The organism is Maridesulfovibrio ferrireducens (genome assembly GCF_016342405.1).
GTDB lineage: Bacteria > Desulfobacterota > Desulfovibrionia > Desulfovibrionales > Desulfovibrionaceae > Maridesulfovibrio > Maridesulfovibrio ferrireducens_A.
Genome location: NZ_JAEINN010000015.1, coordinates 1 through 22,443, shown reverse-complemented (window position 1 = coordinate 22,443; position 22,443 = coordinate 1). Strand labels below are relative to the sequence as shown.

The window sequence follows — 22,443 nt, the reverse complement described above, 5'->3', positions numbered from 1 at the left end:
TTCTTATTATTGTCTGTTTCTACTTTTATACGCTTGTGCAAGCCGTTCTCTGTTCCACCAGCCGGCAAAGCTGACCGGCCCGATATTAGGGGCACAAGACTTGGTTCCGTCAAAGAAAATTGATTCTTCAAATTCTACATGCAGATTAATAGTATAAAATTCTTCGCAACCTAATTTACGAAGCTTAACTGCATCTTTCGGAGTGCATATTATTTTTGCAGCGCCGACTTGCACGGCTTTCTGCCTGATCATCTTAACATCCTGCGCATTATACGGATGATGATCCTTAAATATCATATGTTCTGAAGCGATTTGACCCATAAATTCACTGCTGTCTCTACTGAACTGTTCAGGTTTGCCGATACCTGAAACCAGCAAATACTTATCACTACCAAACGGAAGTGAATCTTCACCATTCAAAAGTCTAAGTCCCTCGGCTTGCAAATTAAATTGGAAAACAGGTTTTTTATATTTACCGAGTTTCTCTTTTATAAGATCTTTCATGGAATTGAAATCGCCAGCCGGACTCTTAACAAAAAAGACATCTGCCCGCCCAAGTGCCTTTTGACCTTCGCGCCATGTTCCGCGCGGAATAACCTTATTCCATCCATCGCTAAAATCATCCGGTGTCATTAAAACAAAATCCAAATCACGCCGGACAGCCATATGCTGAAATCCGTCATCAAGCACCATTAAATCCGGCTTAAATTGATCAGTCGCCCATTTACCTGAACGAATACGGATAGGATCAACAACAACCCGCGCATAAGGATTTTCAGAAGCAAGCATCAAAGGCTCGTCCCCGGATTCTTCAACAGAACTTTCAGCTGTGACCAGATAAGGAAGCTTTGAAGGAGATGCTCCATAACCGCGACTAAGAAGCACAGACTGCATTCCCAGACTATTCGCCCAAGCTAAAAGCCAACCTGCCAAGGGAGTTTTGCCGCTTCCGCCGGAACCGATATTTCCTACAGAGATACACGGACATGCAGGATTAAAACGGGTGAAAGAATCTCTCTTGTAGAGCTTTGCACGGCAAGCCATCACAGAGCCGTAGGCATACCCGGCAGGGGCAAGAACAGGACTTAAAATATTTTGCGCGATACGTAAAAAAGACATTATTTCATCACCTGAAAAATCAAAGGGAACCTGACGGTTCCCTTTGATAATATTATTATTGACCTGAATCGGCTGTAAACAGCACCGTTAATACAGATTCAAGACTAATCGCGAGCAGTCCCCATGAATCTTAAGAGGAAGAGGAACAAGTTGATAAAATCAAGATAGAGCGTCAAAGCGCCCATGATTGTTCCGCGTCTAAGGGCTGTTTCGTCACCAGAAGGAACCGATTCACCCATAACTTTAAGTTTCTGAGAATCGTAAGCAGTAAGTCCTGCGAACACGATTACTCCGATAACAGAAATTACAAAATCCATAGCAGAACTCTGCATAAACATGTTCACGACAGAAGCGATAATGATCCCGAAAAGCCCCATAAACATAAAGGAACCCATTCCGGTAAGATCTTTTTTGGTGGTCAAACCATAAAGACTCAAAGCCGCAAACATTCCGGCGGTAACCAGAAATGTCTGGAAAATAGAAGAAGCTGTGTAAGCGAGCAAAAGCACAGACAAAGTCAAACCGTTAAGTCCGCTGTAGGCCATAAAAAGACCCGTTGCCGCGCTGGCAGAAAGACTGCTAATGCGGGCGCTCAGATAAAAAACAAGCCCGATTTCGCCAACAAGAGCAACCCAGAACAACATAGTCGGCCCATATACTCCGGCAGCATTCTGAGCAAAAACCAGATTAAGAACAGCTGGAGTTGACGCGGTAAACCATGCAACAGCGGCTGTCATCAAAAGGCCCAGACTCATCCAGTTATAAACCCCACGCATAAAAGCATTAAGGATTTCCGGTTTAGATCTCACTGCACCGGCAGAACCAAATCTACTCATAATTTTCTCCTCACAATTAATTTTATCTAAGTAAGTTCAAGCAGAGCCCTTATTTTCACCCGCGTTCGGATTCTTTGGGGAATCTCCGCTAATATTCAACAAGTTTCTAAGTACTAAAGATAGTCACCTTCTACGAAACAGGCAAGACATTTAGAATAGTACTAAATTATCATATATAAATAGGAATCACTCCCGAATATATTTTTTCAACACCGGAACAAAAAGCGTCATAACAAGAGCGATAGCGCCGGTAACAAGTCCGATACGCATAAATAAATCGCCATAAATAACAAGAGATTTGGTAGCATGAATACCGCCATTAGGAACACTTGCCAGCGTTGCGATGTACCCTCCGAGGACCATCGCGACTGATTGGAACATGAACCACGCTCCCATCATAAACCCCATTGAGCGTTCAGGAGTAAGGCGTGAAACCATAGCCAACCCGAGCCCGCTGACCAAAAGTTCCCCTATGCTCTGAAAGCAATAACTTAAAACCAGCCAGTTCCCGGACACATATCCGGCGGCATCCGCCCTGTAGCGCGCAACCAGCGCCAAGGTCAGAAAAGACGCACAACACATAATCATTCCGAGCGCGAACTTACCGGGCAGAGAAAGATCCTTCCCTGACTTATCAAGTTTTGTATAAAGCATTGCAAGAAAAGGACTTATAACCATTATCCAGAATGGATTTAAAGCCTGAAAAGAAGCCGCCTGTACCGGAATTCCGAAAATTGAAAGATGAACATTTCTTGCGGCAAAAAGATTAAGAGAAGTAGGCATCTGTTGATACAAAGCGAAAAAAACGACAGCCTCAACCATCAGGATCAGGCAAATAATTAAATTAGAACGCTCATGCGGCTCCGCTCTGTAAATTTCGCGCATAAAAAGTCCGGCAACGACTAATACCGCCACATAAAGCAATTCATGAGCTACAACTAAATGTTTCAACAGCAGAGCGGAAATAGAAGCAACAAAAATAGTGCCCAGCAATGTCAGACCTAAATTCCGCACACTAAGAGGTTTAAAATCTGCTTCCGATCCGATGGGATCAAGTATGCTTCTAAATATTATATAGTTACCTATCGCTATCCCCATGCCGATGAAGCAAACAAGAAATCCGGCATTCCAACCATACATTTTCTGTATAACCGGACAAAGAGACATCGCCGCAAATGAGCCGATATTTATCGCCATGTAATAAAGAGTAAACGCACCGTCCACACGGGAGTCACCTTTCTCATAAAGCTTGGAAACCAGAGCGGAAGGATTCGCCTTAAAAAGGCCGTTCCCGGCAATAATTATACCGAGGGCTGGATATAAAAATTTATCGCAATCAATTCCGAGAAGTCCGTAACCAACCGTCAGAACAACAGCACCGAAAAACATGGTCCGCCTGTTCCCCAGAATTTTATCACCGACATATCCGCCGAGACAAATAAAGGCATAAACAAGCGCCGCAAAAGCACTGAAAGTAGTGTCAGCCAGATCATCGCTGAACCCCAGTTTATTGACCATAAACAGGACCAGAAGAGCCTGCATTCCATAGTAACCGAACCTTTCCCACATCTCGATTGAGAACAGTAAATAAAAAGGCTTAGGGTGCTTAAACGGGCTCACAGAACTTTCAGACATAATCTCTCCTCGGAGGTCTTTATATGAATATATGCAAGCTTATACGACAGATAAGTCTAAAATGCGAGTGTCGGATCAGATCAACTTAAGAATGAAAAGACGAACAGAAGATAATATCCGCTTAATATTAATACATTGACTTTAAAAATAATATCAACATAACAACAAACATAGATAGACATGTAGCATTGTTATTCAATAATATTATTAACCTATAACTGATAAAAGGAAAAAACATGCAAATTAGCGCACGCAATCTTATCCCCGGCACAGTCAAAGAAATTACCATCGGCATGGTCAGCGCTGAGGTAATCATCACAATTGCACCCGGAGTTGAAGTGGCCTCTGTCATCACCAAAAGCTCTGTCGAAAGAATGGGCCTTAAAAAAGGCGACACAATCAATGCCATGATCAAGGCATCCAGCGTCATGGTAGCTAAAGACTAGCACCATACAACAAATCCTCCGCCCGGTATTCGGACGGAGGATTTTATTTGTTCAATCTAAATTTAAAAAGTCAGGACTAAGTCATAAAATCCTGAACCCAGCGAAGCATACTTAGCGTAATAAGAATCGCCCCTTCCGTACGGGAAACTTTCCACCCTGTACGAATAAACAGAAGTACCAAAGCGACCATGGCAACAAGTATGGTTAGACCCGGCATAGCTTCAGGAGAAACCTCAAGTGGCCGCAATATACAGGTAAGCCCCAGCACTCCGGCAAAGTTAAAGAAGTCACTGCCGATAAGATTACCAAGCAACATTTCGTTACGACCTTTTAAGGATGCGGCAAGACAGGTTACCAGTTCCGGCAAAGATGTTCCGGCTGCAACAATAGTCATACCTATAACCCAGTTGGAAACACCGAAATGAGTTGCAATGACAGAAGCGGATTCAACCATAAAGTCACCGCCGAGCGCAATTCCTACAAATCCGGCAGCTAATTTCACCCAGTCAATTACACGGATTTCGCACACTTCTTCCTCTATCTGCGGAATGCCGGACATAGCTTTGGCCGCCCGTTTACTATGCACAATCAGATAGACAATATATCCGAGCAGAATAGAGATCAGCAACACTCCTGCTCCGCGTCCGAGATTACCGAAATAGGCAAGCCCCAGAATCAAAGCAGTTGTCGCAAGCAGCAACGGAGTATCACGCAAAGCCAGCGCGCGAGTTGTGGGAAGCGGCTTAATTAAAGCCATCAACCCTAAAATAAAACCTAGATTAAAAATATTCGAACCGACTACATTGGATAAGGATAAATCCGAAAGTCCCTTAAACGCTGCGGTGGCTGTAACCAAAAATTCAGGAGCAGATGTTCCGAAAGCAACAATGGTCAAGCCTACAACAAGGTCGGAAACTTTATATTTTTTAGCGATCTTAGACGCAGACTCAACAATCCAGTCAGCTCCGAACCAAAGTAGAAAAATACTAAGAAGAAAATATATTGCGTTAGAAACCATTAAATCCTCCGGCATTGGGATAAGCTATTATGTTACCAAAATTAGTCATTTTTTCCCAGCGCCAAATTATCACCTTCATTTTTTTTAAGCTCAATATTTTTAAGTCTAAAATTTTCGCGTTCGATCTTCCATTCTTTAAGTCCCTCAAGATTAGGTCCCGCAAAAACGGTCTCAGTCTCTCTGGAGGGTAAAACCGAAACATCTTTATTTCCATTCGGACCGATGACATTCACAACCACTTCACCGCCGGAATTACGAGCCTTCGGTGAAAAAGAAGCCGTCATAGCTGCTGCATCGAGAATCTCACGCTCGGTCCATCCTTCAGAATTGAGAGCGCGTCCAAGGCTTAAAGGACCAGGGAAATCCTTTACTTCAAAAACATAATCCCCATCATTGAATAATTTTTCAATATTCTCATTGTCGTCTTGATTCCTGCCGATTGCGAGCAATTTATTACCGGCCCAATACTGCCGACCGACTGTCGTCAGCTTGAAAAAATTAACATCAGGTTCTTTAAGATTCCGCAGAAGCGGCAGAAAGCGAGCTGCATTTTCATATTCAGTAAGCTTACAGCCTCCCGCAGGTGTAGGAATAACCTTAAATCCATATGCTTTGGCCATTGCAAGCTGCTCTTTACGTCCGCGGCCGCTGATATGCGGAAGCTTCTCCCTGTCTACAAGGCCGGATTCTTCACAAGGAGTGATTAACTGACTTTTCGCACATAAAGGGCGCAGCAATACGTCTTTAACTGCCGCATCATTTCTGATTGAATTTAGCGCTTCCTGCCGTTGCGACATAGGCCTCTGCCCTACAACTTCACCGGAAATAATAAATTTTGCTCCGAATTCATCCATCAGAGAATGGGCATGACGAAGCATCATAATCTTGCAATCCACACAGGGATTAACAAGTTTACCCATGCCGTGAGCGGGAACATCAAGCATCATTTTTATATATTTAGAGCTTATATCAACAGGAAGTATATCAACACCATAAATTTCCTGCCAATCTTCAATCTTCTCAGGATTGCCGAAAAAAGGAGTGATGAAATGAATACCTAGAACCTTAAGTCCCTGATCCTGAATAACCTTGCATGCCAGTATACTATCGAGGCCCCCTGAAAAGAGAGCTAAAGCGTCATATCGAGTGTTCATGGGGCGGCTTGTAACCTCATTCGAAGTAAACTGCAACTGATCATCAAGCTCGAAAAGTGCTGACACCCCCCCGTAAAAGGCTGATTCTGCGTTTTTCTATAACCAAATTAAATAATCGCATAATAATTAATATGAACGTTTGAGATTGCCTTATTACGAGCTATTTGGTATCGGAAGCAGTTGCTTGATTCGTCTGGACGGAGACCACCGCATCTCGCCGTAAAGGCTTCTTGTGCATGTGACAATCACTGGAAAAAAAATGCGTTGAAACGTCCAACCCCAAACTGGAGAATACATGAGCAGAAAAGCCGCAAACCCCGAAGAGCTCCGTAAAGAAGCACTGAACACAGCACTTACAACTATTGAACGCAAGTTCGGTAAAGGCTCAATCATGCGCCTTGATTCAGGTGCTATACAAGCTATCCCGGTCATCCCGACAGGTTCTATAAGCCTTGATCTGGCTTTGGGTATCGGCGGGATTCCTAAAGGTAGAGTCACCGAAGTTTACGGACCGGAATCATCAGGTAAGACAACACTGGCCCTGCATGTAATTGCAGAATGTCAGAAAAACGGTGGAACCGCTGCCTTTGTTGATGCAGAACACGCTCTTGATGTTAAATATGCTCAAAGACTCGGTGTAAACACCGACGAACTACTTATTTCTCAGCCGGACTACGGCGAACAGGCTTTGGAAATCACTGACCTGCTGGTTCGTTCCGGCGCAGTTGATATCGTCGTAATCGACTCCGTTGCGGCTCTTATTCCGCAGGCTGAACTTGAAGGCAACATGGGTGAAACTCAGGTCGGCGGACAGGCAAGACTTATGTCTCATGCCCTTAGAAAGCTGACCGGTACTATCCATAAATCTAATTCTGTTGTATTGTTTATCAACCAGATCCGTATGAAAATCGGTATGGCCGGATACGGAAACCCCGAAACAACATCCGGTGGTAACGCCCTTAAATTCTACGCATCGGTACGTTTTGATATCCGCAGAATCCAGACCCTCAAAGATAAAGAGGAAGTTTTCGGTTCACGCACCCGTATCAAAATTGTTAAAAATAAAGTTGCACCGCCTTTCAGAGAAGCTCTTGTAGACATACTTTATGGAACAGGAATGTCCCGCGAAGGCGAAATTCTTGATCTCGGCGTGGATTACGGAATTATTGACAAAAGTGGAGCATGGTATGCTTACGGCTCAGAGAGACTTGGACAGGGCAAGGAAAATGTCCGCCAATTCTTGATAGACACTCCTGAATTACGACAGGAGATAGAAGACAAAATCCTCGTTCATCTCGGCATGAAAGAAGCCCCTGAGGTGAAGGTTGACGCAACTACTTCTGACGAGTAAAGCCTGTTGGCCCGATGATAAATAACCTCGGCCTCCCGGGGTTTTAAATATGCTCACTTAGAATATTCACGATATTAGAGTTTTTTACGGAGACAGCCCATGAAGGCCAGTGAAATCAGAGAAAGATTCCTTACTTTTTTCAAAAATAACGGACATGAAATTGTTTCAAGTTCATCCCTAGTCCCAAAAGACGATCCGTCCCTGCTGTTCACCAACGCAGGAATGGTCCAGTTTAAAAAGACTTTTCTTGGACAGGAACAAAGAGACTATGTCCGCGCAACAACTTCACAGAAATGTTTGCGCGTCGGCGGAAAGCACAACGACCTCGAAAATGTAGGCCGTACTGCCCGTCACCACACTTTTTTTGAAATGCTCGGCAATTTTTCTTTTGGCGACTACTTTAAAGAAGACGCTATCAAATTTTGCTGGAAATTCCTCACTGAAGAATTGAAACTGCCCAAAGACAAACTTTATATAACCATTTATAAAGATGACGATGAAGCCGGAGAACTCTGGCAGAAAGTTGTTAATGTCCCGGCTGACCGAATCTTCAAACTGGGCGAAAAAGAAAACTTCTGGTCCATGGGTGACACTGGTCCTTGTGGTCCTTGCTCCGAAGTACATATTGATCAGGGCGAGAACATGACTTGCGGCCCCAATTGCGGGATCGGAAAATGTGATTGTGACCGCTTCCTTGAAATATGGAACCTCGTTTTCATGCAGTACGACCAGGATGGAGAAGGTAATCGAGTTCCGCTTCCACGCCCTTCCATTGATACAGGCATGGGACTGGAAAGAATTACCGCTGTATGTCAGGGCGTACAATCAAATTATGAAACAGACCTGTTTCAGCCGATGATTCAGGCTATCGCCAAAAAAGCCGGTGTAAAATATAAAGAAGACGGCGAAATAGACACCGCGCTACAGGTCATTGCCGACCACTCGCGCTCTATTGCGTTTCTGATCACAGACCAGATCCTTCCTTCAAACGAAGGGCGTGGTTATGTGCTCCGTCGCTTGATCAGAAGAGCTTTCCGTTTCGGACGCCTTATTGGACTTACCGATCCTTTCCTTCATGAAACAGTCAGAATGGTTGTTTCTGAAATGAGCGGACAGTTCCCGGAACTCGAAGATAATAAAGAATTCATGGCCCGCATGGTTCGTGAAGAAGAAGAAAGATTCAGCCAGACTTTAGATAAGGGTCTTATAATTCTCGAAGACGAGATGGAAGAACTTAAAAAAGAAGGCAAAAATACTATTTCCGGCGAACTGGCTTTTAAACTTTATGACACTTTCGGATTCCCGCTCGATATCGTCAATGACGTTACTGAGAAACACGGGTTCACTGTAGATGAAGTCGGCTTCAAAGCAGCTATGAAAGAACAGAAGACAAGAGCCAAAAAAGCATGGAAAGGGTCCGGAGAAAAAGATACTGCGGCAATATTCCGCACAGTTCTTGAAGCTGGACTTAAAAACCGTTTCACCGGATATGGTGAATTGGTGACTGACTCCCGAATCATAAATCTTCTTTCCGAAAGCGGAGATCATCTAGACCGCATTTCTCAGGGGTCAGGAGGATGGCTTATCACTGCCGCTACTCCTTTCTACGGAGAATCCGGTGGACAGATGGGGGATTCTGGCACAGTCGGCACTTTGACAGGAAACGCGGACATACTGGAATCAGTTAAAGCTTCCCCTGAACTCACAGCTTGTAAAATTTTTGTAAACGAAGGCGAACTTCTCCTAGAACAAGAAGCCAAGCTGGAAGTAGATGACGAAATCAGGTTAGCAACAGAGCGCAATCACACAGTGACTCACCTGCTGCATGCCGCTCTGAGAAAAACTCTCGGAGACCATGTAAAGCAGTCTGGATCACTAGTCGGCCCGAATAGACTCAGGTTCGATTTCACTCACATTGCAGCCATGACTCCCGCAGAAGTCCGGCAGGTTGAAAATGAAGTTAACCGCGCCATTCTGACAGCTACGAAAGTTGACGTCCAAGAGCTCAGCAACAAAGAAGCTGCTGAAAAAGGTGCTACTGCACTGTTCGGAGAAAAATACGGAGATGTCGTAAGAGTCGTCGATATCACCGGAGAAAGCATGGAGCTATGCGGAGGTACTCACCTGAAATCAACAGGCGAGGCCGGAACCTTTGTAATATTGTCCGAATCCGGAGTTGCCGCAGGCATACGCCGGATTGAAGCGGCAACGGGATGGAACGCCCTCACATTCCTGCAAGGACAACGTGACGAGATAAGCAAGTCTCAGGACTTACTTAGAGCCGCCCCAGGTCAGGTTTCTGACAAAATCGCGGCGCTCATAGCTCAGAATAAAGAATTGACTCGCCAAAATGAACAACTTCAAGCCAAGCTTGCTTCCGGCGCAGGAGCGGACCTGATGAGCTCTATAGAAGAGATCGCAGGGATCAAAGTTCTTGCTGCCAAGCTTGAATTGACGAATGTTAAGGCCTTACGCGACCAGACAGACGCACTGAAATCCAAACTGGATTCCGGTATCATCTGCCTGATAGCCGAGGTCGAAGATAATAAAGTTTCCTTAATTATCGCAGTGACTAAAGACCTGACAAACAGGTTCAAAGCCGGTGCGCTGATTAAACCCGTTGCAGCTGAGGTAGGTGGAGGTGGCGGCGGCAGGCCTGATATGGCTCAAGCCGGCGGTACCGACCCCAAAGGAATTGACAAGGCTTTGGCAACCCTGAAAAAGGTTATTGCTGAGTCGTAATTAAAACTAGGAAGGGAAGATTTGCCCTTGACAGCAAGTCGTCATTATATGTATAAGTCCCATTCCCAGATTCTACGTAAGGAGCATTTCAAAATGAAAACATATATTCCAAAAAGTGAGGACATCAGCCGCGAATGGTACGTAGTTGATGCAACCGACATGGTACTTGGACGCCTGGCAACCAGAATCGCCACAAAGCTCAGAGGCAAGGACAAAGCTATGTTCACACCTCACGCTGACACCGGCGATTTCGTCATCGTTCTGAACGCTGACAAAATCAGAGTTACCGGCAACAAGCTAGATCAGAAGACTTACTACAAGCACACCAACCACCCTGGCGGCATCAAATCCAGGACTTTGAAAGTAATGCTTGAGAAGAAACCTGAAGTTGTTATCGAAACAGCTGTACGCGGCATGCTTCCTAAGAGTAGCCTCGGCAGACAGATGATCAAAAAACTTAAAGTTTACACTGGTACAGATCATCCACACGAAGCACAGCTGCCTAAGCCTTTCGAATTTTAATTACAGGGTGGAAATAAAATGAGCCAAGATTTCATTTACGGTACTGGCAAAAGAAAGAATGCTGTAGCACGCACACGTATGTACCCAGGTACAGGCGTAATCACAGTCAACGGAAAAGCTTACGAAGATTACTTTCCTCGTAAAACTCTCCAGATGATTGTTCAGCAGCCTCTTAAACTTACTAAAAACGTTGGTAAGTTTGATATTAAAGTAAACGCAGACGGTGGCGGAGTAGCTGGTCAGGCACAGGCTGTCAGACACGGTATTTCTCGCGCACTTCTCGCTATGGACCCAGAGCTTCGTACTCTTCTTAAACGCGCAGGTCTTCTGACTCGTGACGCACGTAAGAAAGAACGTAAAAAACCTGGTCAGCCAGGCGCTCGCGCAAAGTTCCAGTACTCAAAGCGTTAAGTCGAATTACGACTTACATTTGGATTTATTCAGGCGGAATCGTTTTACGATTCCGCCTTTTCCTGCTTATAGCATCACATTGATTAACAAATCAACTTTTATCCTGAAAATGTGTTTTTGACTTACAAATAACAAGGATAGATCATTAAGCACTGGTCAATGCGAAAGAAAAAATATATTTACTTATGACCTCGTTAAAATCTGTAACAAACAACAGTAAATAATGGCTATAACAAACACCCCGCTCTACGATCAAATATTTTTCGCCCGGCAGCCGATTCTTCAGCCGGACCAATCACTATGGGGATATGAGCTGTTTTTTCGTAACAGCAGTTCAGCGACAACCGCCATTATATCTGATGATTATAAAGCAACCTTAAACGTTGCCGCAGATTCATGCTCTATTCCGGGAGAAGAACTCCCCGGTGATGTTAAGCTTGTTATCAATTTTTCTCATAAATCTATTATAGAAAAAATTCCATATTCATTACCGGCAAAGAACACAGTTGTTCAAATACCGGAAATGACTCCTCCGACTCCAAATCTCATAAGAGCACTTCAAGATCTTTCAAAAGATGGATATACAGTTGCCATCGACGATTTTGAAGGACGCCCACAAGGTGATATTTTAATAAAATATGCAGATGTCGTGATAGTAGACATCAAATCCGCTAACGAGGACCAACTTCACCGGATACATTGTATCGCCCAAAAAGAGGGTGTGAAGTTAATAGCGAAAAGAGTTGAAGACATGAGCCATTACCAATTGGCTCAAAAATTCGGCTTTGCTTTTTTTCAAGGATTTTATTTTAAACGTCCTGAGAATATTGCAGGCAGAAAACTACGCCCCAGTGAAGTTGTAAAACTCAAACTTTTCAAACTGATTGAAGATCCCTCGCAGGATTTTGAAGCTCTGGCTGAAGCTCTGCAAAACGATGTATCTATCTGCTACAGACTGCTTACACTACTCAACTCTCCGACATTCGGATTCTCGCAAAAAATAACTTCAATAAAGCAGGCAATAGTTCTTGCTGGCTGGAAACTTATAAAAAACTGGCTGAGAGTTATACTTTTGACGGATCTTATTTCCAACAAGAAAAGTACCGAGCTTCCGCAACTGGCAACTCAGCGCGCAAAATTTCTTGAGATGGTAACGTTAGACTCAAACCATAATATTCCTGCTGAATCCATGTTTTTACTTGGTCTATTCTCCCTGTTGGGGGCAATGTTCGATATGCCTATGAATGTCGTAACCAAGTATTTACCCCTTGATGAAGATCTCAGAGCTGCATTATGCGGTGAAGAAAATATTTATCGCAAACACCTTGAATTGATAGACTATTTCGAAGCAGCACAATGGGACAAACTCGAAGAAACGATTCTTGAACTCGGGCTGAACCCGGTCTCAGTTTCACGTAACTATTATGACTCAATGCGCTGGGCGAACAGTTTTTTCCAGACACCCGGTTCAGTATAAGAAGTTGGAGGCAATATGAAAGACTGTTGTTTTGACGATTCCCGAAAAAGACTGAACATCCTTATAACCGGGAAAAGCACATTACTGCATTCTTTAATGCTTGAGCTTCACAACCTCGGCCATTCTATTTCTATTGCAAAAAATCCCAGAGAAACTCTTTTTATCTATGCCAGTCAGCAACCGGACCTAATAATTTTTGCGGATTTTGACCGTCCTTACGAAACGTTCTCATCTATCCGGGAAATAAATCAGGACGCGGAAGCTATATTCATTATAGACGTAAATAATCCTAACTCGTTTGAATCTCTTTTTGATTTTCATAATGTCTCGTTCATACCATCCACGGCATCAGCGACAAGCATCATTTCAAATATTTCCGAATATCACAAAAAGATTATTCGCAATAGAGAGACAGATGAAAACTCAAAACTCTACGATTTAATTCTTCAAGGACTTCCTTTTCCTGCTCTTTTAGTTGGCTCTTGTACCGGAAAAACCATTATGGCAAATAAATCTGCCTTAGAGACGTTACCGATTAAAAGCTCCAAATCCAGCATACCTTTTATATCTTTTCTTGCTGAGGATGTTCGCAATAACCTCTTCACTGATCAGGAAGCATACCGCATTCATTCACTAAAATCTGTTTGCGCATATGAAAGATTCTGGGATCTCACCATTGAACAAGTCGCTCCTTCTGTTTTTTTACTTCTGGCACTTGATGTTACCGAGCAACGCAAGCAGCTCCAGCTCAGAGAAGAAATGGAACGCATCGCCAGACACGACTTGAGGTCTCCTACAGCTACAATTGTAGGCATGTCCCGCATACTTGAAACAGAAGCTGATCTTAGTGATGACTACCAGCGACTCGCGGAAATAGTGCGCAAAACAAGTGAAAGGATGATTCGTCAAATTGACACATCTTTAACACTAATAAGACTCGAAACAGGTTCTCTTGTTGCGGACTCACATCCGTTCAACCTTTTTAGAGCAATCACAGCCGCAATCGGTGATATAAGTCAGTTAGTTGATGATAAGAAGCTTGAAATTCTCTGCTTTTTAGAGGATGAACCTCTTCAGGATGAATGTCCGCTTGTTTGTTACGGCGAAGCGTCCCTCATCATCACCATGTTCTCGAACCTGATTAAAAACTCCGCAGAGGCAGCTCCTGAGAATTCGACTATAACGGTTCGCCTCCATGACACGGAACAATCGATAATCACTGAAATTCATAATCTCGGTGAAGTTCCGAGTTCTATTAAAAACAGCTTTTTCGATCGTTATGCAACCCACGGCAAACGGAACGGGACAGGACTGGGAACATACAGCTCGAAACTGATCGCTAAAGTTTCAGGCGGAGATATTTCTTTTACAAGCTCATGGAATCAGGGAACGACCCTGATCACCACCCTCCCAAAACCTCCAGAAAATTTGAACAGGAATTAATTTAATGTCTTCAAAAAAGAAACCGCGTCCTCTCCTCGTTTACGCGGATAAAGACGGTCAAATATTCGATCACCCTGAATTTGAAATGATTTGCCGCAGAGGGGATGAGCTGGCTCAACCCAAACCCGAAGAATATATCCCGCTGCCTCCTGACAGTGAATTTTTCTTACTGCCTGGAAGAATCCCGCTTGGGCTAAACTCCGAAACCGGTGAAGTTGAAGAAGTTGAAGGGTTAGCCGTAGCCGCATTTGCCTGTCCCGGCCACACACTGACCGGACTAGCTGCCTATGCAAATACCGAAGACGCACCTATCTTACCGATGTTCGCCTATGGCGCAGTCGGTTATGCCAACGGCAGATTCTGGATTACAGCCAAGGTTGTAGATGAAGATAAACGCCAGATTTTTACTAAAATACCACAGCAGAAAGTTGAGTCCGGCGCAAAAAGGCTGATGAAAGACATGCCTGAAAACCGCTTGGTGAAACACCTTGCAAACTGCGCTCTGACTTACGGCTGCCCCGCAGCAAAGAATCTTGCTCTCGGCAGGTTTGAAGCACCGCTTCCAACTGCCCGGACCTGCAATGCCCGCTGCATCGGCTGCATATCTGAACAACCCGAAGATTCCGGATTTCCTTCCACACAGGAACGCATCAAATTTACGCCGACTGCTGATGAAATCACGGAAATAATGCACTATCACGCCAAACGCGAATCAAAGCCGATTTTTTCATTCGGTCAAGGTTGCGAAGGCGAACCATTGACTGAGGCTAAGCTACTTTGCGAAGCCGTACAGAGATATCGCGACGAAGGCGGCAAGGGAACTGTTAACATAAATACCAATGGTTCTTTGACCGCGACAATGAAGCCTCTCTCAGAAGCAGGGCTTACCTCTATCAGAGTAAGTTTGAACAGCTTTCTGGAACCAGTATACAATGCTTATTACCGTCCCAAAGGGTATAAGTTTGAAGACGTACTTGCGACCATCCACACTGCCAAAGAACTTGGACTGCATGTATCTCTCAACTACCTCTATTTCCCAGGAGTAAGCGATACAGAAAATGAAGTGAATGCACTTATTAAAGCCGCAACAGAATCAAAGTTCGACTTCATTCAGCTTCGCAATCTCAACATAGACCCTGACCTTTATATGGAACTGGTCGAAGATAATGATCTCGGCCCCGGAATGGGATTCGTTAATTTCCGCAAAAGAATTAAATCGGAATGCCCTTGGATCGGTTTCGGATATTTTAACCCTTATCTGGGCGACTGATAAATTATTCCTTATCTCCAGCTATTACTTAGCCGTCAGAAAACAAATCGTTTTTTGACGGCTTTTTAATATCTGAATAACCGCGAACTTTATTGTTAGACATTCTAAATAATAAAAAAATAATCTCAGGATATGTTGAAGCTTCACTTTTCACCATTCAACCTGAAGTGTATAAGAAAGAAATGAATCGCCGCCCACTATCAATGCTGATCAGCTTTTTTTTACTGCTGATGCTCATATCGCCTCACTCTGCTTACGCCGAAAAAGTAAACTCTTTCGGTGTGAACTGGCAGTTTGCGGTAAATATCCCTCAAGCGGGTCTATCCGGCGTTCTCAAAGGATCTCTTAAACATATCAAAACGACAAACTTCCATTTCATCGGAGAATTTATACCGCAAAAAAGCCCACTGAAAACCGCTAAAATCAGAATAAATACTGAGGTTCGCTTAGAAGAAGGAAGTGTTGCTTTTCGGAACTTATCCATCCAAATCAAAAAACTCGGAATAAGTCTCCCCGAACTTGAATTACAAAACCCCGACATTTCAATTAAAGGAAACGGTAGATTCTTTACAGAAAAAGGATCTGCCCAGTTTAAAAATATTTCTATAGCAGTCGGCAACCTTCCTCTGATAAAAACGAATTTAAATTATTCACCGGCTTTTGATGGAACCCTGTCATTAAATATTATTGATCCCCTCCCACTGCTGGAAAAAATAGCAAACAAACTGCTAAGCGAAGTAAAGTCTGACTGGGAAAAACAAGGTAAACTTGCTCTGTCACTCACACTCCGCAAAATCAAAACTAAACCGGAATCAAGTTTTTTACTTAAATTCAGCGAACTTTCGATAGCTTCACCAGATGGTCTTTACTTAATTGATAACTTTTCAGGTACGCTAAAGTCTACTATTCCCGTCAACAAACCGCAGATTAAAACGACTTTAGAAATTAATTCAGGTGAAGCTCTTTTTGACACTTTATATTTAAATCTTAACAAGCATCCACTGAAAACAACCCTGATTTCAACCCTGCCGGATAAACAAGGAAACATTTCTTCCCGAATAAATACGCAATGGGAAAAAATGGGAAATATTACTGCAAAGACGCTGATCAAAAAGACTAAAAACGGACTTAATTATTCAGGGGAAGTCCTCTTGCAAATCCCGGCTTTAGCGGCACCGTTTAAAACTCTTGCGGTTGAACCTTTTTCACTTGAACAACTTTCCGCTAACGGAACTCTTGCCCTTTTATGCAACTTCAAAGGAAGTCCTGAAAAAACAATTCTGTCTGGAAACATAAACCTGACAAAGGGAGATTTTAATTCTTCAATTATTACCTCAAAATCAATAACAGCAAATATTCCGTTTTCCGCTTCACTCGACACAAATTTATATCCGCAACCAGACAAAGATTTAACCGCACCTAAGCAAGGTTTTATAAAAATTGGCAAACTCGAGGCGGGACAGCTTCAGTTGTCAGATTTCAATATTCCGATAACCCTTTCTTCAAACAAAGCTGTGTTCGGAAACCTAGATGAAATTCCTCTTGGCGGCGGGAAAATTAAACTTTCAAAACTTACTGTAGATAATCCTTTTTCCAGCGGCTTTGCTCTGCATGGCAAACTAAACGCAAAGGATGTCAATCTATTGCCCCTTTCGCCCGCGTCTCTGCCTGTTGACGGTCAAATAGACGGTAATATCGAATTCTGGCTACTTGAAAAGCGGTTATCAACACTTGGAAGTTTTTCGGGAGAAGTATACGGCGGCAAAATAAAAATATCAGAGATATTTGCTGATAATCCTTTTTCAAAATCCCGACAGTACGGGGCAGATTTCAATATTGGAACACTGAAACTCAAGCCACTCAGTGAAGCTCTTGATATCGGGCGCATCACAGGTAGAATGAACCTTGATCTGACAGACTTAGTCATAGCGTACGACCAACCTGCTAAATTTAAGCTTTACGCTGTTACAGTCCCTGATTCGGACACTGATCAGGCAATCAGTCTCAAAGCCGTTAACACCTTATCTGTGATTGGAACAGGTTCAGGCCTTACAGGTGTCGGAGTTGGTATGTTTTCACAATTTTTCCAGGAATTCAGTTATGCAGGACTGGGTCTTGAGTGTACTTTAGACCACGACTTGTTTAAAATACGAGGCTTGATCAGAGAGGACGGAATCGAGTATATAATTAAGAGGCCGCCATTATTCGGTATAAATGTTATTAACAGCAACCCTGAAAACCTCATCAGCTTTTCCGACATGCTGAAAAGATTGAAAAGAATATCAGGGTCGCGCTAAATTCCTTAACAGGAGATAATTATGATCAAAAAAACCGCTCAGGTTTTAACGTTGATGACTCTTTTTGCCTTTGCAGCCTGCGTCACTGTAAACATATATTTTCCGGCAGCGCAGGTCGAAAAAGCGGCTGAAGATATCGTCGATGACATTTACGGTTCCGATTCTCAACAACCCGTAAATAACAAAGACAGCTCGTCTCTACGGTCTTTTCTTGCATTCATAACGCCATCTGCCGCATATGCACAGGACGTTACCGAATCCGACATTGAAGGACTTAAACAGTCCAACTCTGCGATCAGAGGCTTGAAACAAAATATCGCGGCAAACCACCAGCAACTTATCCCCTATTACAATGCCGGGAATATAGGCATCAACAACAGTGGATATCTGGAACTGATAAATAAGAGTGGTTTAAGTCTTCCTGACACCGCAGCAGTCCGCAGATTAATTTCACAGGATAACAGTACGAGAAAAAAACTATACGCAGAAGTTGCAGCATCAATGAACATTCCCGGAAGTGAAATTGTGAAAGTCACAAACATCTTCACCGAGGTATGGCAGAAAAAAGCACCCGCAGGATGGTGGATTCAAGATGCGTCAGGCAACTGGAAAAAGAAATAATTCAGCTTGATAATTTAATTACAAAAAAAACCCCTGAAACTTTAGTTTCAGGGGTTTTTAATTTTAATCTTGATCAGGATTTAGAAATTAACGTTTACCTGTTCGGAATCACCATCTCTGGCAGTTATTTCTCCGATTTTCCAAGATTTAATGTCCATGCCATTAAGTCTATTGATAACGTCTTCTTCTCTGTCACCTTTAACAACCATGATGTAACCGATACCACAGTTGAAAATCTGTAACATTTCAGGCCAACTGAGATTACCCTGTTCTTTCATCCAGTTAAACACAGGAAGAACTTCCCATGTTCCGAAATTAATTTCTGCTGTAACCTGCTGAGGCAGAATTCTAGGCAGATTGTCATAGAAACCGCCGCCGGTAACATGAACCATTCCCTTAACTTCGATTTCGCGGATAATATTGCGTACAGCGTCTGCATAAATTTTAGTCGGAGTAATAAGAGCTTCTCCGATTTTTTGATCCGTACCGGGCAGAAGGTCATCTGCTGCAAGACCGGATTCATCATACAGTTTACGAACCAGAGAATATCCGTTTGAATGGACACCTGAGGAAGCAAGGCCGATGATTGAATCACCGATTGTAATGGAAGAACCATCAACAATATTTGCGTTATCAACCATACCGACGCAGAAGCCGGACAGGTCATATTCGCCATCGGCATAAAATCCGGGCATTTCTGCGGTTTCTCCGCCAAGCAGAGCGCAGGATGACATTTTACACCCTTCAACTATTCCGGAAAGGACTGTTTCAGCTACGCCTACTTCCAGCTTTCCTGTTGCAAAATAATCAAGGAAAAACAAAGGCTTTGCGCCCTGTACCAAGATGTCATTCACGCTCATAGCGACAAGATCAATACCGATGGTATCGTGTTTGTCTAACGCGAAAGCCAGTTTTAATTTAGTACCCACGCCATCGGTTCCTGCTACAAGAACAGGCTCTTCCATTTGGGTCAGGTCAAGCTTGAAAAGCCCGCCGAAACCACCGATATCCGTGACTACACCTTTGGTAAAGGTGGAACCCACCATACCTTTAATGCGACCTATAAAATCATTTGCCGCGTCGATATTAACACCGGCGGCCTTGTAAGCATCAGAACGACTTGCCATATATTTATCTCCTAACAATCTCTAAGAATGGATTGTATATGCTGAAATCGATAAGAGTTCAAGGCGCATCATTGCACCTTTTATCGATGATAAAACAACTAAGGTCCGCAGCTTGCATTGATTTACACGACCTGACGAAGAAGCAGAATCATTCACTATAGTTAAAATATAGATGATGATCAGCTATAAAACTCAAAAGATACGAATGGTTAACATGTTCTACTCTTTTAGTTTTCGGAGTAACTAAGAAGGTGCCAAATTCTGAACAGTCTGGTACAGTATGACACGGAGAAATATCATGTACAAGAAAACTTTAATATTCGGATTTATTATTTTTGGACTTATTTTCTCAGGGGCTGCTTTGGCTGGAACTAAATTTATTAATAAGGACACTGCCAAAGACCGGGAAAATATTCGCATGGGAACAAGACAAGACAACAATGAAATCTCAATTGAGTCCGGAAACAAGTCTAATATAATGAGCACCAGACCAAAAGAAAAGGATGAAAAGGACACGCCGAACATCGGCCCTATTCTTATTGTCCCTGAAATTAAAAGATAAGGACTTCCAAAAATGCTACACCCTGCACGACTATGGAAAGAATTGAAAAACGGAAAAGTCCAATGCCGTCTCTGTAATCATTTTTGTATTATAGAGCCTGACAATCATGGAATATGCGGAGTCCGGCAGAACATTGACGGTTCGCTGATGACAAAAACATACGACTTGGTCGCAGCGATCAACATTGACCCCGTTGAAAAAAAACCGCTCTATCACTTTCTGCCCGGCACCAGTACTTTTTCACTAGGCACGCAAGGTTGTAATTTCGGCTGTGAATTCTGCCAAAATGCCTCGTTATCACAACACCCAAAATCGGGCCGCGAGGTAACAGGACAGAAAGTAACGCCCGAAACACTGGTCGAGCTTGCTATATCCCACAAATGTAAGTCCATATCCTACACCTATTCAGAACCGACTATATTTTTTGAGCTTATGCAGGACACTGCAAAACTTGCTCACGATCACGGTTTAAAAAACATCATAGTTTCAAACGGATTTCAAAGTCCTGAATGTCTCGAAGAACTTGCCCCCTTAATTGATGCTGCCAACATTGATCTAAAAAGTTTCAACAACACGTTTTATAAGGAAATCTGCAAAGGCAAACTGAACCCTGTACTCGAAACGCTCAAGCACATTAAAAAACTGGGCTGGTGGCTGGAAGTAACAACCCTGCTCATTCCCGGCAAAAATGATGAGATATCTGAACTGAAACAACTGGCAAACTTCATAGCTACAGAACTTGGCGAAGAAGTCCCGTGGCATATCTCCCGCTTTCATCCCGACTATATGATGCAGGATTGTCCGGTAACCCCTATGACATCTCTGACCCTTGCCCGACAAGCAGGGAACGACGCGGGACTCAAGTACATATATATAGGTAATGTTCCTGGAAATGAATTTTCCTCAACGTTCTGCCCTTCCTGCAACAAAGAAATTATCCGCAGATTAGGCTTTTCAATGGAAAATATGGGAGTTGATCATGGCATGTGTAAATACTGCGGATGCCACGCAAATGGGGTTTTTGAGAACAAGTCCAATTAATTGAAAAATAAATTAAAAACAATAAACACCTGAAAATAAACAATAAAACCTAAAAGACTTAAATTTATTTTCATTTTTATGAAATTAACACTTGCCAAGCACATACGTTTCAACTATCCCCTTTTTTGTGCACAGCGCTAGTGCAGCAAATTATATCAGTCGGGGCGTGGCGCAGTTTGGTAGCGCGCCTGCTTTGGGAGCAGGATGCCGGGAGTTCGAATCTCTTCGCCCCGACCATAGAAATCAAGGGTTTAGCTAACACAATTAGCTAAACCCTTTTCTTTTGGTATACACTCTGGTCTACACTTCCTTTTTTTGCACATAAGCAAAGCCCCCGAATCTCACAATGAGAAACGAGGGCTTTACTGTTGGGTAGCGGAATTATTTCCTTCCTCATTCATTATATTTATCTCACCTGCAAATCAATTACATTTCACATGCTATCACGCGATACTTTGATCACAAATTTATCCTAGCCAGTATAGACAAAACACCTTTATTGTGATTTTAAGTATAAAACTTATGCAATAATTATACTTCTTAATGAGATCTTAACTTTAGGGGAAATTGTGAAAAAACTACTTTTGGCATTTGCGGCTATTCTGCTTTTCTCTGTTCCAGCTCAAGCTTTCGATAATTACTTTAAGGCTGGACCATATGTTTCTGCCGGAGTTGGTGGTCAGTATATAGCAGAAACTGATATCAGTAAAACTCCCTATAGCTTGACCTTCGACGTAGGGTATGGTGGGACTGTTGCCGCTGGTTATAAATGGAAGCAGGGTTGGCGAGTAGAATTAGAAGGCAGTTACTTCACTTCAGATTTAGGGCGCGGGAAAGAGGACGACAAGTCAATAGACGTTGATGGATCTCTCGATATGAAGTCAATTATGGGAAACGTGCTGTATGAATTTTCAGGAACAGAAACAAGATTGTTTTCATACCTCGGGGCTGGCGTAGGATATGGGTGGTCAGACTCAGAGATTAAATATTGGAGCCTAAGCGCAGACGGATCAACAAGCATCCCTCTTGTTCAACCAATTGTCGGCATAGGGTACAGACTTACTGAGAACATATCTTTGGACCTCGATTATAAGTTGAAAGTAGGACTCAAGGAATTGGACTATGACGGAGTTAAGGGGGACTATCTATCCAACAGAGTTACTGGCGGGATTAGGTTCACTTTTTAGGAGTTATCAATTCACAATCAAGAAAACTATTTATTTAAATTAAGCATGTTATGACAACTATTCTTTAATATGGAAGTTTACGATCAAGAAAGCCCTCGGCGTTATGTCGAGGGCTTTTCTTTTAATAAGCTTCTTCCTGCGCCCTTATCCTTGAGAACTCTCTTGCGCCAACTTTTCTATTGCT

The 22,443-nt window shown here is 43.1% G+C and carries 19 protein-coding genes and 1 tRNA gene; 14 read left to right on the top strand and 6 right to left on the bottom strand.

Translation table 11 applies throughout. The annotated features are described in order from the left end of the window. Nucleotides 1-6 precede the first annotated feature (6 nt). The 3 genes from lpxK to JEY82_RS15210 form a co-directional block, all read right to left on the bottom strand. A complete protein-coding gene (gene lpxK / locus JEY82_RS15220; RefSeq protein ID WP_304087168.1) occupies nt 7-1,119 on the bottom strand; it encodes a tetraacyldisaccharide 4'-kinase in 1,113 nt (370 codons plus the stop codon). 104 nt (nt 1,120-1,223) lie between these two features. Further along, on the bottom strand, nt 1,224-1,955 hold the full coding sequence (locus JEY82_RS15215; protein ID WP_304087166.1) for a Bax inhibitor-1/YccA family protein: 732 nt from the start codon (nt 1,953-1,955) through the stop codon (nt 1,224-1,226). A 186-nt stretch (nt 1,956-2,141) separates the two neighbouring features. Next, nucleotides 2,142-3,590 (bottom strand): oligopeptide:H+ symporter, encoded by a 1,449-nt coding sequence (locus JEY82_RS15210; RefSeq protein ID WP_304087164.1) that lies wholly within the window; start codon nt 3,588-3,590, stop codon nt 2,142-2,144. Nucleotides 3,591-3,826: 236 nt separating this feature from the next. Here JEY82_RS15210 and JEY82_RS15205 point away from each other — a divergent pair, with 236 nt between their 5' ends. Then, nucleotides 3,827-4,036 (top strand): molybdopterin-binding protein, encoded by a 210-nt coding sequence (locus tag JEY82_RS15205; RefSeq protein WP_304087162.1) that lies wholly within the window; start codon nt 3,827-3,829, stop codon nt 4,034-4,036. A 76-nt stretch (nt 4,037-4,112) separates the two neighbouring features. Here JEY82_RS15205 and JEY82_RS15200 read toward each other — a convergent pair whose 3' ends face one another. Further along, nucleotides 4,113-5,054: a calcium/sodium antiporter gene (locus tag JEY82_RS15200; RefSeq protein ID WP_304087159.1), complete on the bottom strand. Its 942-nt coding sequence runs from the start codon at nt 5,052-5,054 to the stop codon at nt 4,113-4,115. A 41-nt stretch (nt 5,055-5,095) separates the two neighbouring features. Beyond that, on the bottom strand, nt 5,096-6,274 hold the full coding sequence (locus JEY82_RS15195) for a tRNA(5-methylaminomethyl-2-thiouridylate) methyltransferase (RefSeq protein WP_369681170.1): 1,179 nt from the start codon (nt 6,272-6,274) through the stop codon (nt 5,096-5,098). A gap of 229 nt (nt 6,275-6,503) precedes the next feature. Here JEY82_RS15195 and recA point away from each other — a divergent pair, with 229 nt between their 5' ends. The 9 genes from recA to JEY82_RS15150 all read left to right on the top strand — a co-directional run bounded on the left by recA (nt 6,504) and on the right by JEY82_RS15150 (nt 18,342). Further along, complete coding sequence (gene recA / locus JEY82_RS15190; RefSeq protein ID WP_304087156.1) at nt 6,504-7,559, top strand: recombinase RecA; 1,056 nt, start codon at nt 6,504-6,506, stop codon at nt 7,557-7,559. 99 nt (nt 7,560-7,658) lie between these two features. Next, nucleotides 7,659-10,301 carry an alanine--tRNA ligase gene (alaS, locus tag JEY82_RS15185; protein ID WP_304087153.1) on the top strand — a complete coding sequence of 881 codons (2,643 nt, stop codon included), beginning with the start codon at nt 7,659-7,661 and terminating at the stop codon, nt 10,299-10,301. A gap of 93 nt (nt 10,302-10,394) precedes the next feature. Beyond that, entirely contained in the window at nt 10,395-10,823 is a 429-nt protein-coding gene (gene rplM / locus JEY82_RS15180; protein WP_092161764.1) for a 50S ribosomal protein L13, read from the top strand. A gap of 18 nt (nt 10,824-10,841) precedes the next feature. After that, nucleotides 10,842-11,234 (top strand): 30S ribosomal protein S9, encoded by a 393-nt coding sequence (rpsI, locus tag JEY82_RS15175; protein WP_092161763.1) that lies wholly within the window; start codon nt 10,842-10,844, stop codon nt 11,232-11,234. A 223-nt stretch (nt 11,235-11,457) separates the two neighbouring features. After that, nucleotides 11,458-12,711: an EAL and HDOD domain-containing protein gene (locus JEY82_RS15170; RefSeq protein ID WP_304087148.1), complete on the top strand. Its 1,254-nt coding sequence runs from the start codon at nt 11,458-11,460 to the stop codon at nt 12,709-12,711. A 15-nt stretch (nt 12,712-12,726) separates the two neighbouring features. Next, nucleotides 12,727-14,154: a hybrid sensor histidine kinase/response regulator gene (locus JEY82_RS15165; RefSeq protein WP_304087146.1), complete on the top strand. Its 1,428-nt coding sequence runs from the start codon at nt 12,727-12,729 to the stop codon at nt 14,152-14,154. 4 nt (nt 14,155-14,158) lie between these two features. Next, nucleotides 14,159-15,424, top strand: a complete 1,266-nt coding sequence (locus JEY82_RS15160; RefSeq protein WP_304087143.1) for a radical SAM protein — start codon at nt 14,159-14,161, stop codon at nt 15,422-15,424. A gap of 92 nt (nt 15,425-15,516) precedes the next feature. Next, the gene (locus JEY82_RS15155) at nt 15,517-17,721 is read left to right on the top strand and encodes a hypothetical protein (RefSeq protein WP_304087141.1); all 2,205 of its coding nucleotides are present in this window, start codon (nt 15,517-15,519) and stop codon (nt 17,719-17,721) included. 21 nt (nt 17,722-17,742) lie between these two features. Further along, nucleotides 17,743-18,342: a DUF1318 domain-containing protein gene (locus tag JEY82_RS15150; protein WP_304087138.1), complete on the top strand. Its 600-nt coding sequence runs from the start codon at nt 17,743-17,745 to the stop codon at nt 18,340-18,342. Nucleotides 18,343-18,422: 80 nt separating this feature from the next. Here the strand turns inward: JEY82_RS15150 and purM are convergent, their stop codons facing one another. Further along, nucleotides 18,423-19,469: a phosphoribosylformylglycinamidine cyclo-ligase gene (purM, locus tag JEY82_RS15145; protein WP_092161752.1), complete on the bottom strand. Its 1,047-nt coding sequence runs from the start codon at nt 19,467-19,469 to the stop codon at nt 18,423-18,425. 298 nt (nt 19,470-19,767) lie between these two features. On the opposite strand from purM, the gene JEY82_RS15140 reads away from it, so the two are divergent. The 4 genes from JEY82_RS15140 to JEY82_RS15125 all read left to right on the top strand — a co-directional run bounded on the left by JEY82_RS15140 (nt 19,768) and on the right by JEY82_RS15125 (nt 22,259). Continuing rightward, complete coding sequence (locus tag JEY82_RS15140) at nt 19,768-20,031, top strand: hypothetical protein (RefSeq protein ID WP_304087137.1); 264 nt, start codon at nt 19,768-19,770, stop codon at nt 20,029-20,031. Between the two features lie 12 nt (nt 20,032-20,043). Continuing rightward, nucleotides 20,044-21,072: an AmmeMemoRadiSam system radical SAM enzyme gene (gene amrS / locus JEY82_RS15135; protein ID WP_304087134.1), complete on the top strand. Its 1,029-nt coding sequence runs from the start codon at nt 20,044-20,046 to the stop codon at nt 21,070-21,072. A 160-nt stretch (nt 21,073-21,232) separates the two neighbouring features. After that, a tRNA-Pro gene (locus tag JEY82_RS15130) sits at nt 21,233-21,309 on the top strand. Between the two features lie 332 nt (nt 21,310-21,641). After that, a complete protein-coding gene (locus JEY82_RS15125; RefSeq protein ID WP_304087132.1) occupies nt 21,642-22,259 on the top strand; it encodes an outer membrane protein in 618 nt (205 codons plus the stop codon). The last annotated feature ends 184 nt before the right edge of the window (nt 22,260-22,443 follow it).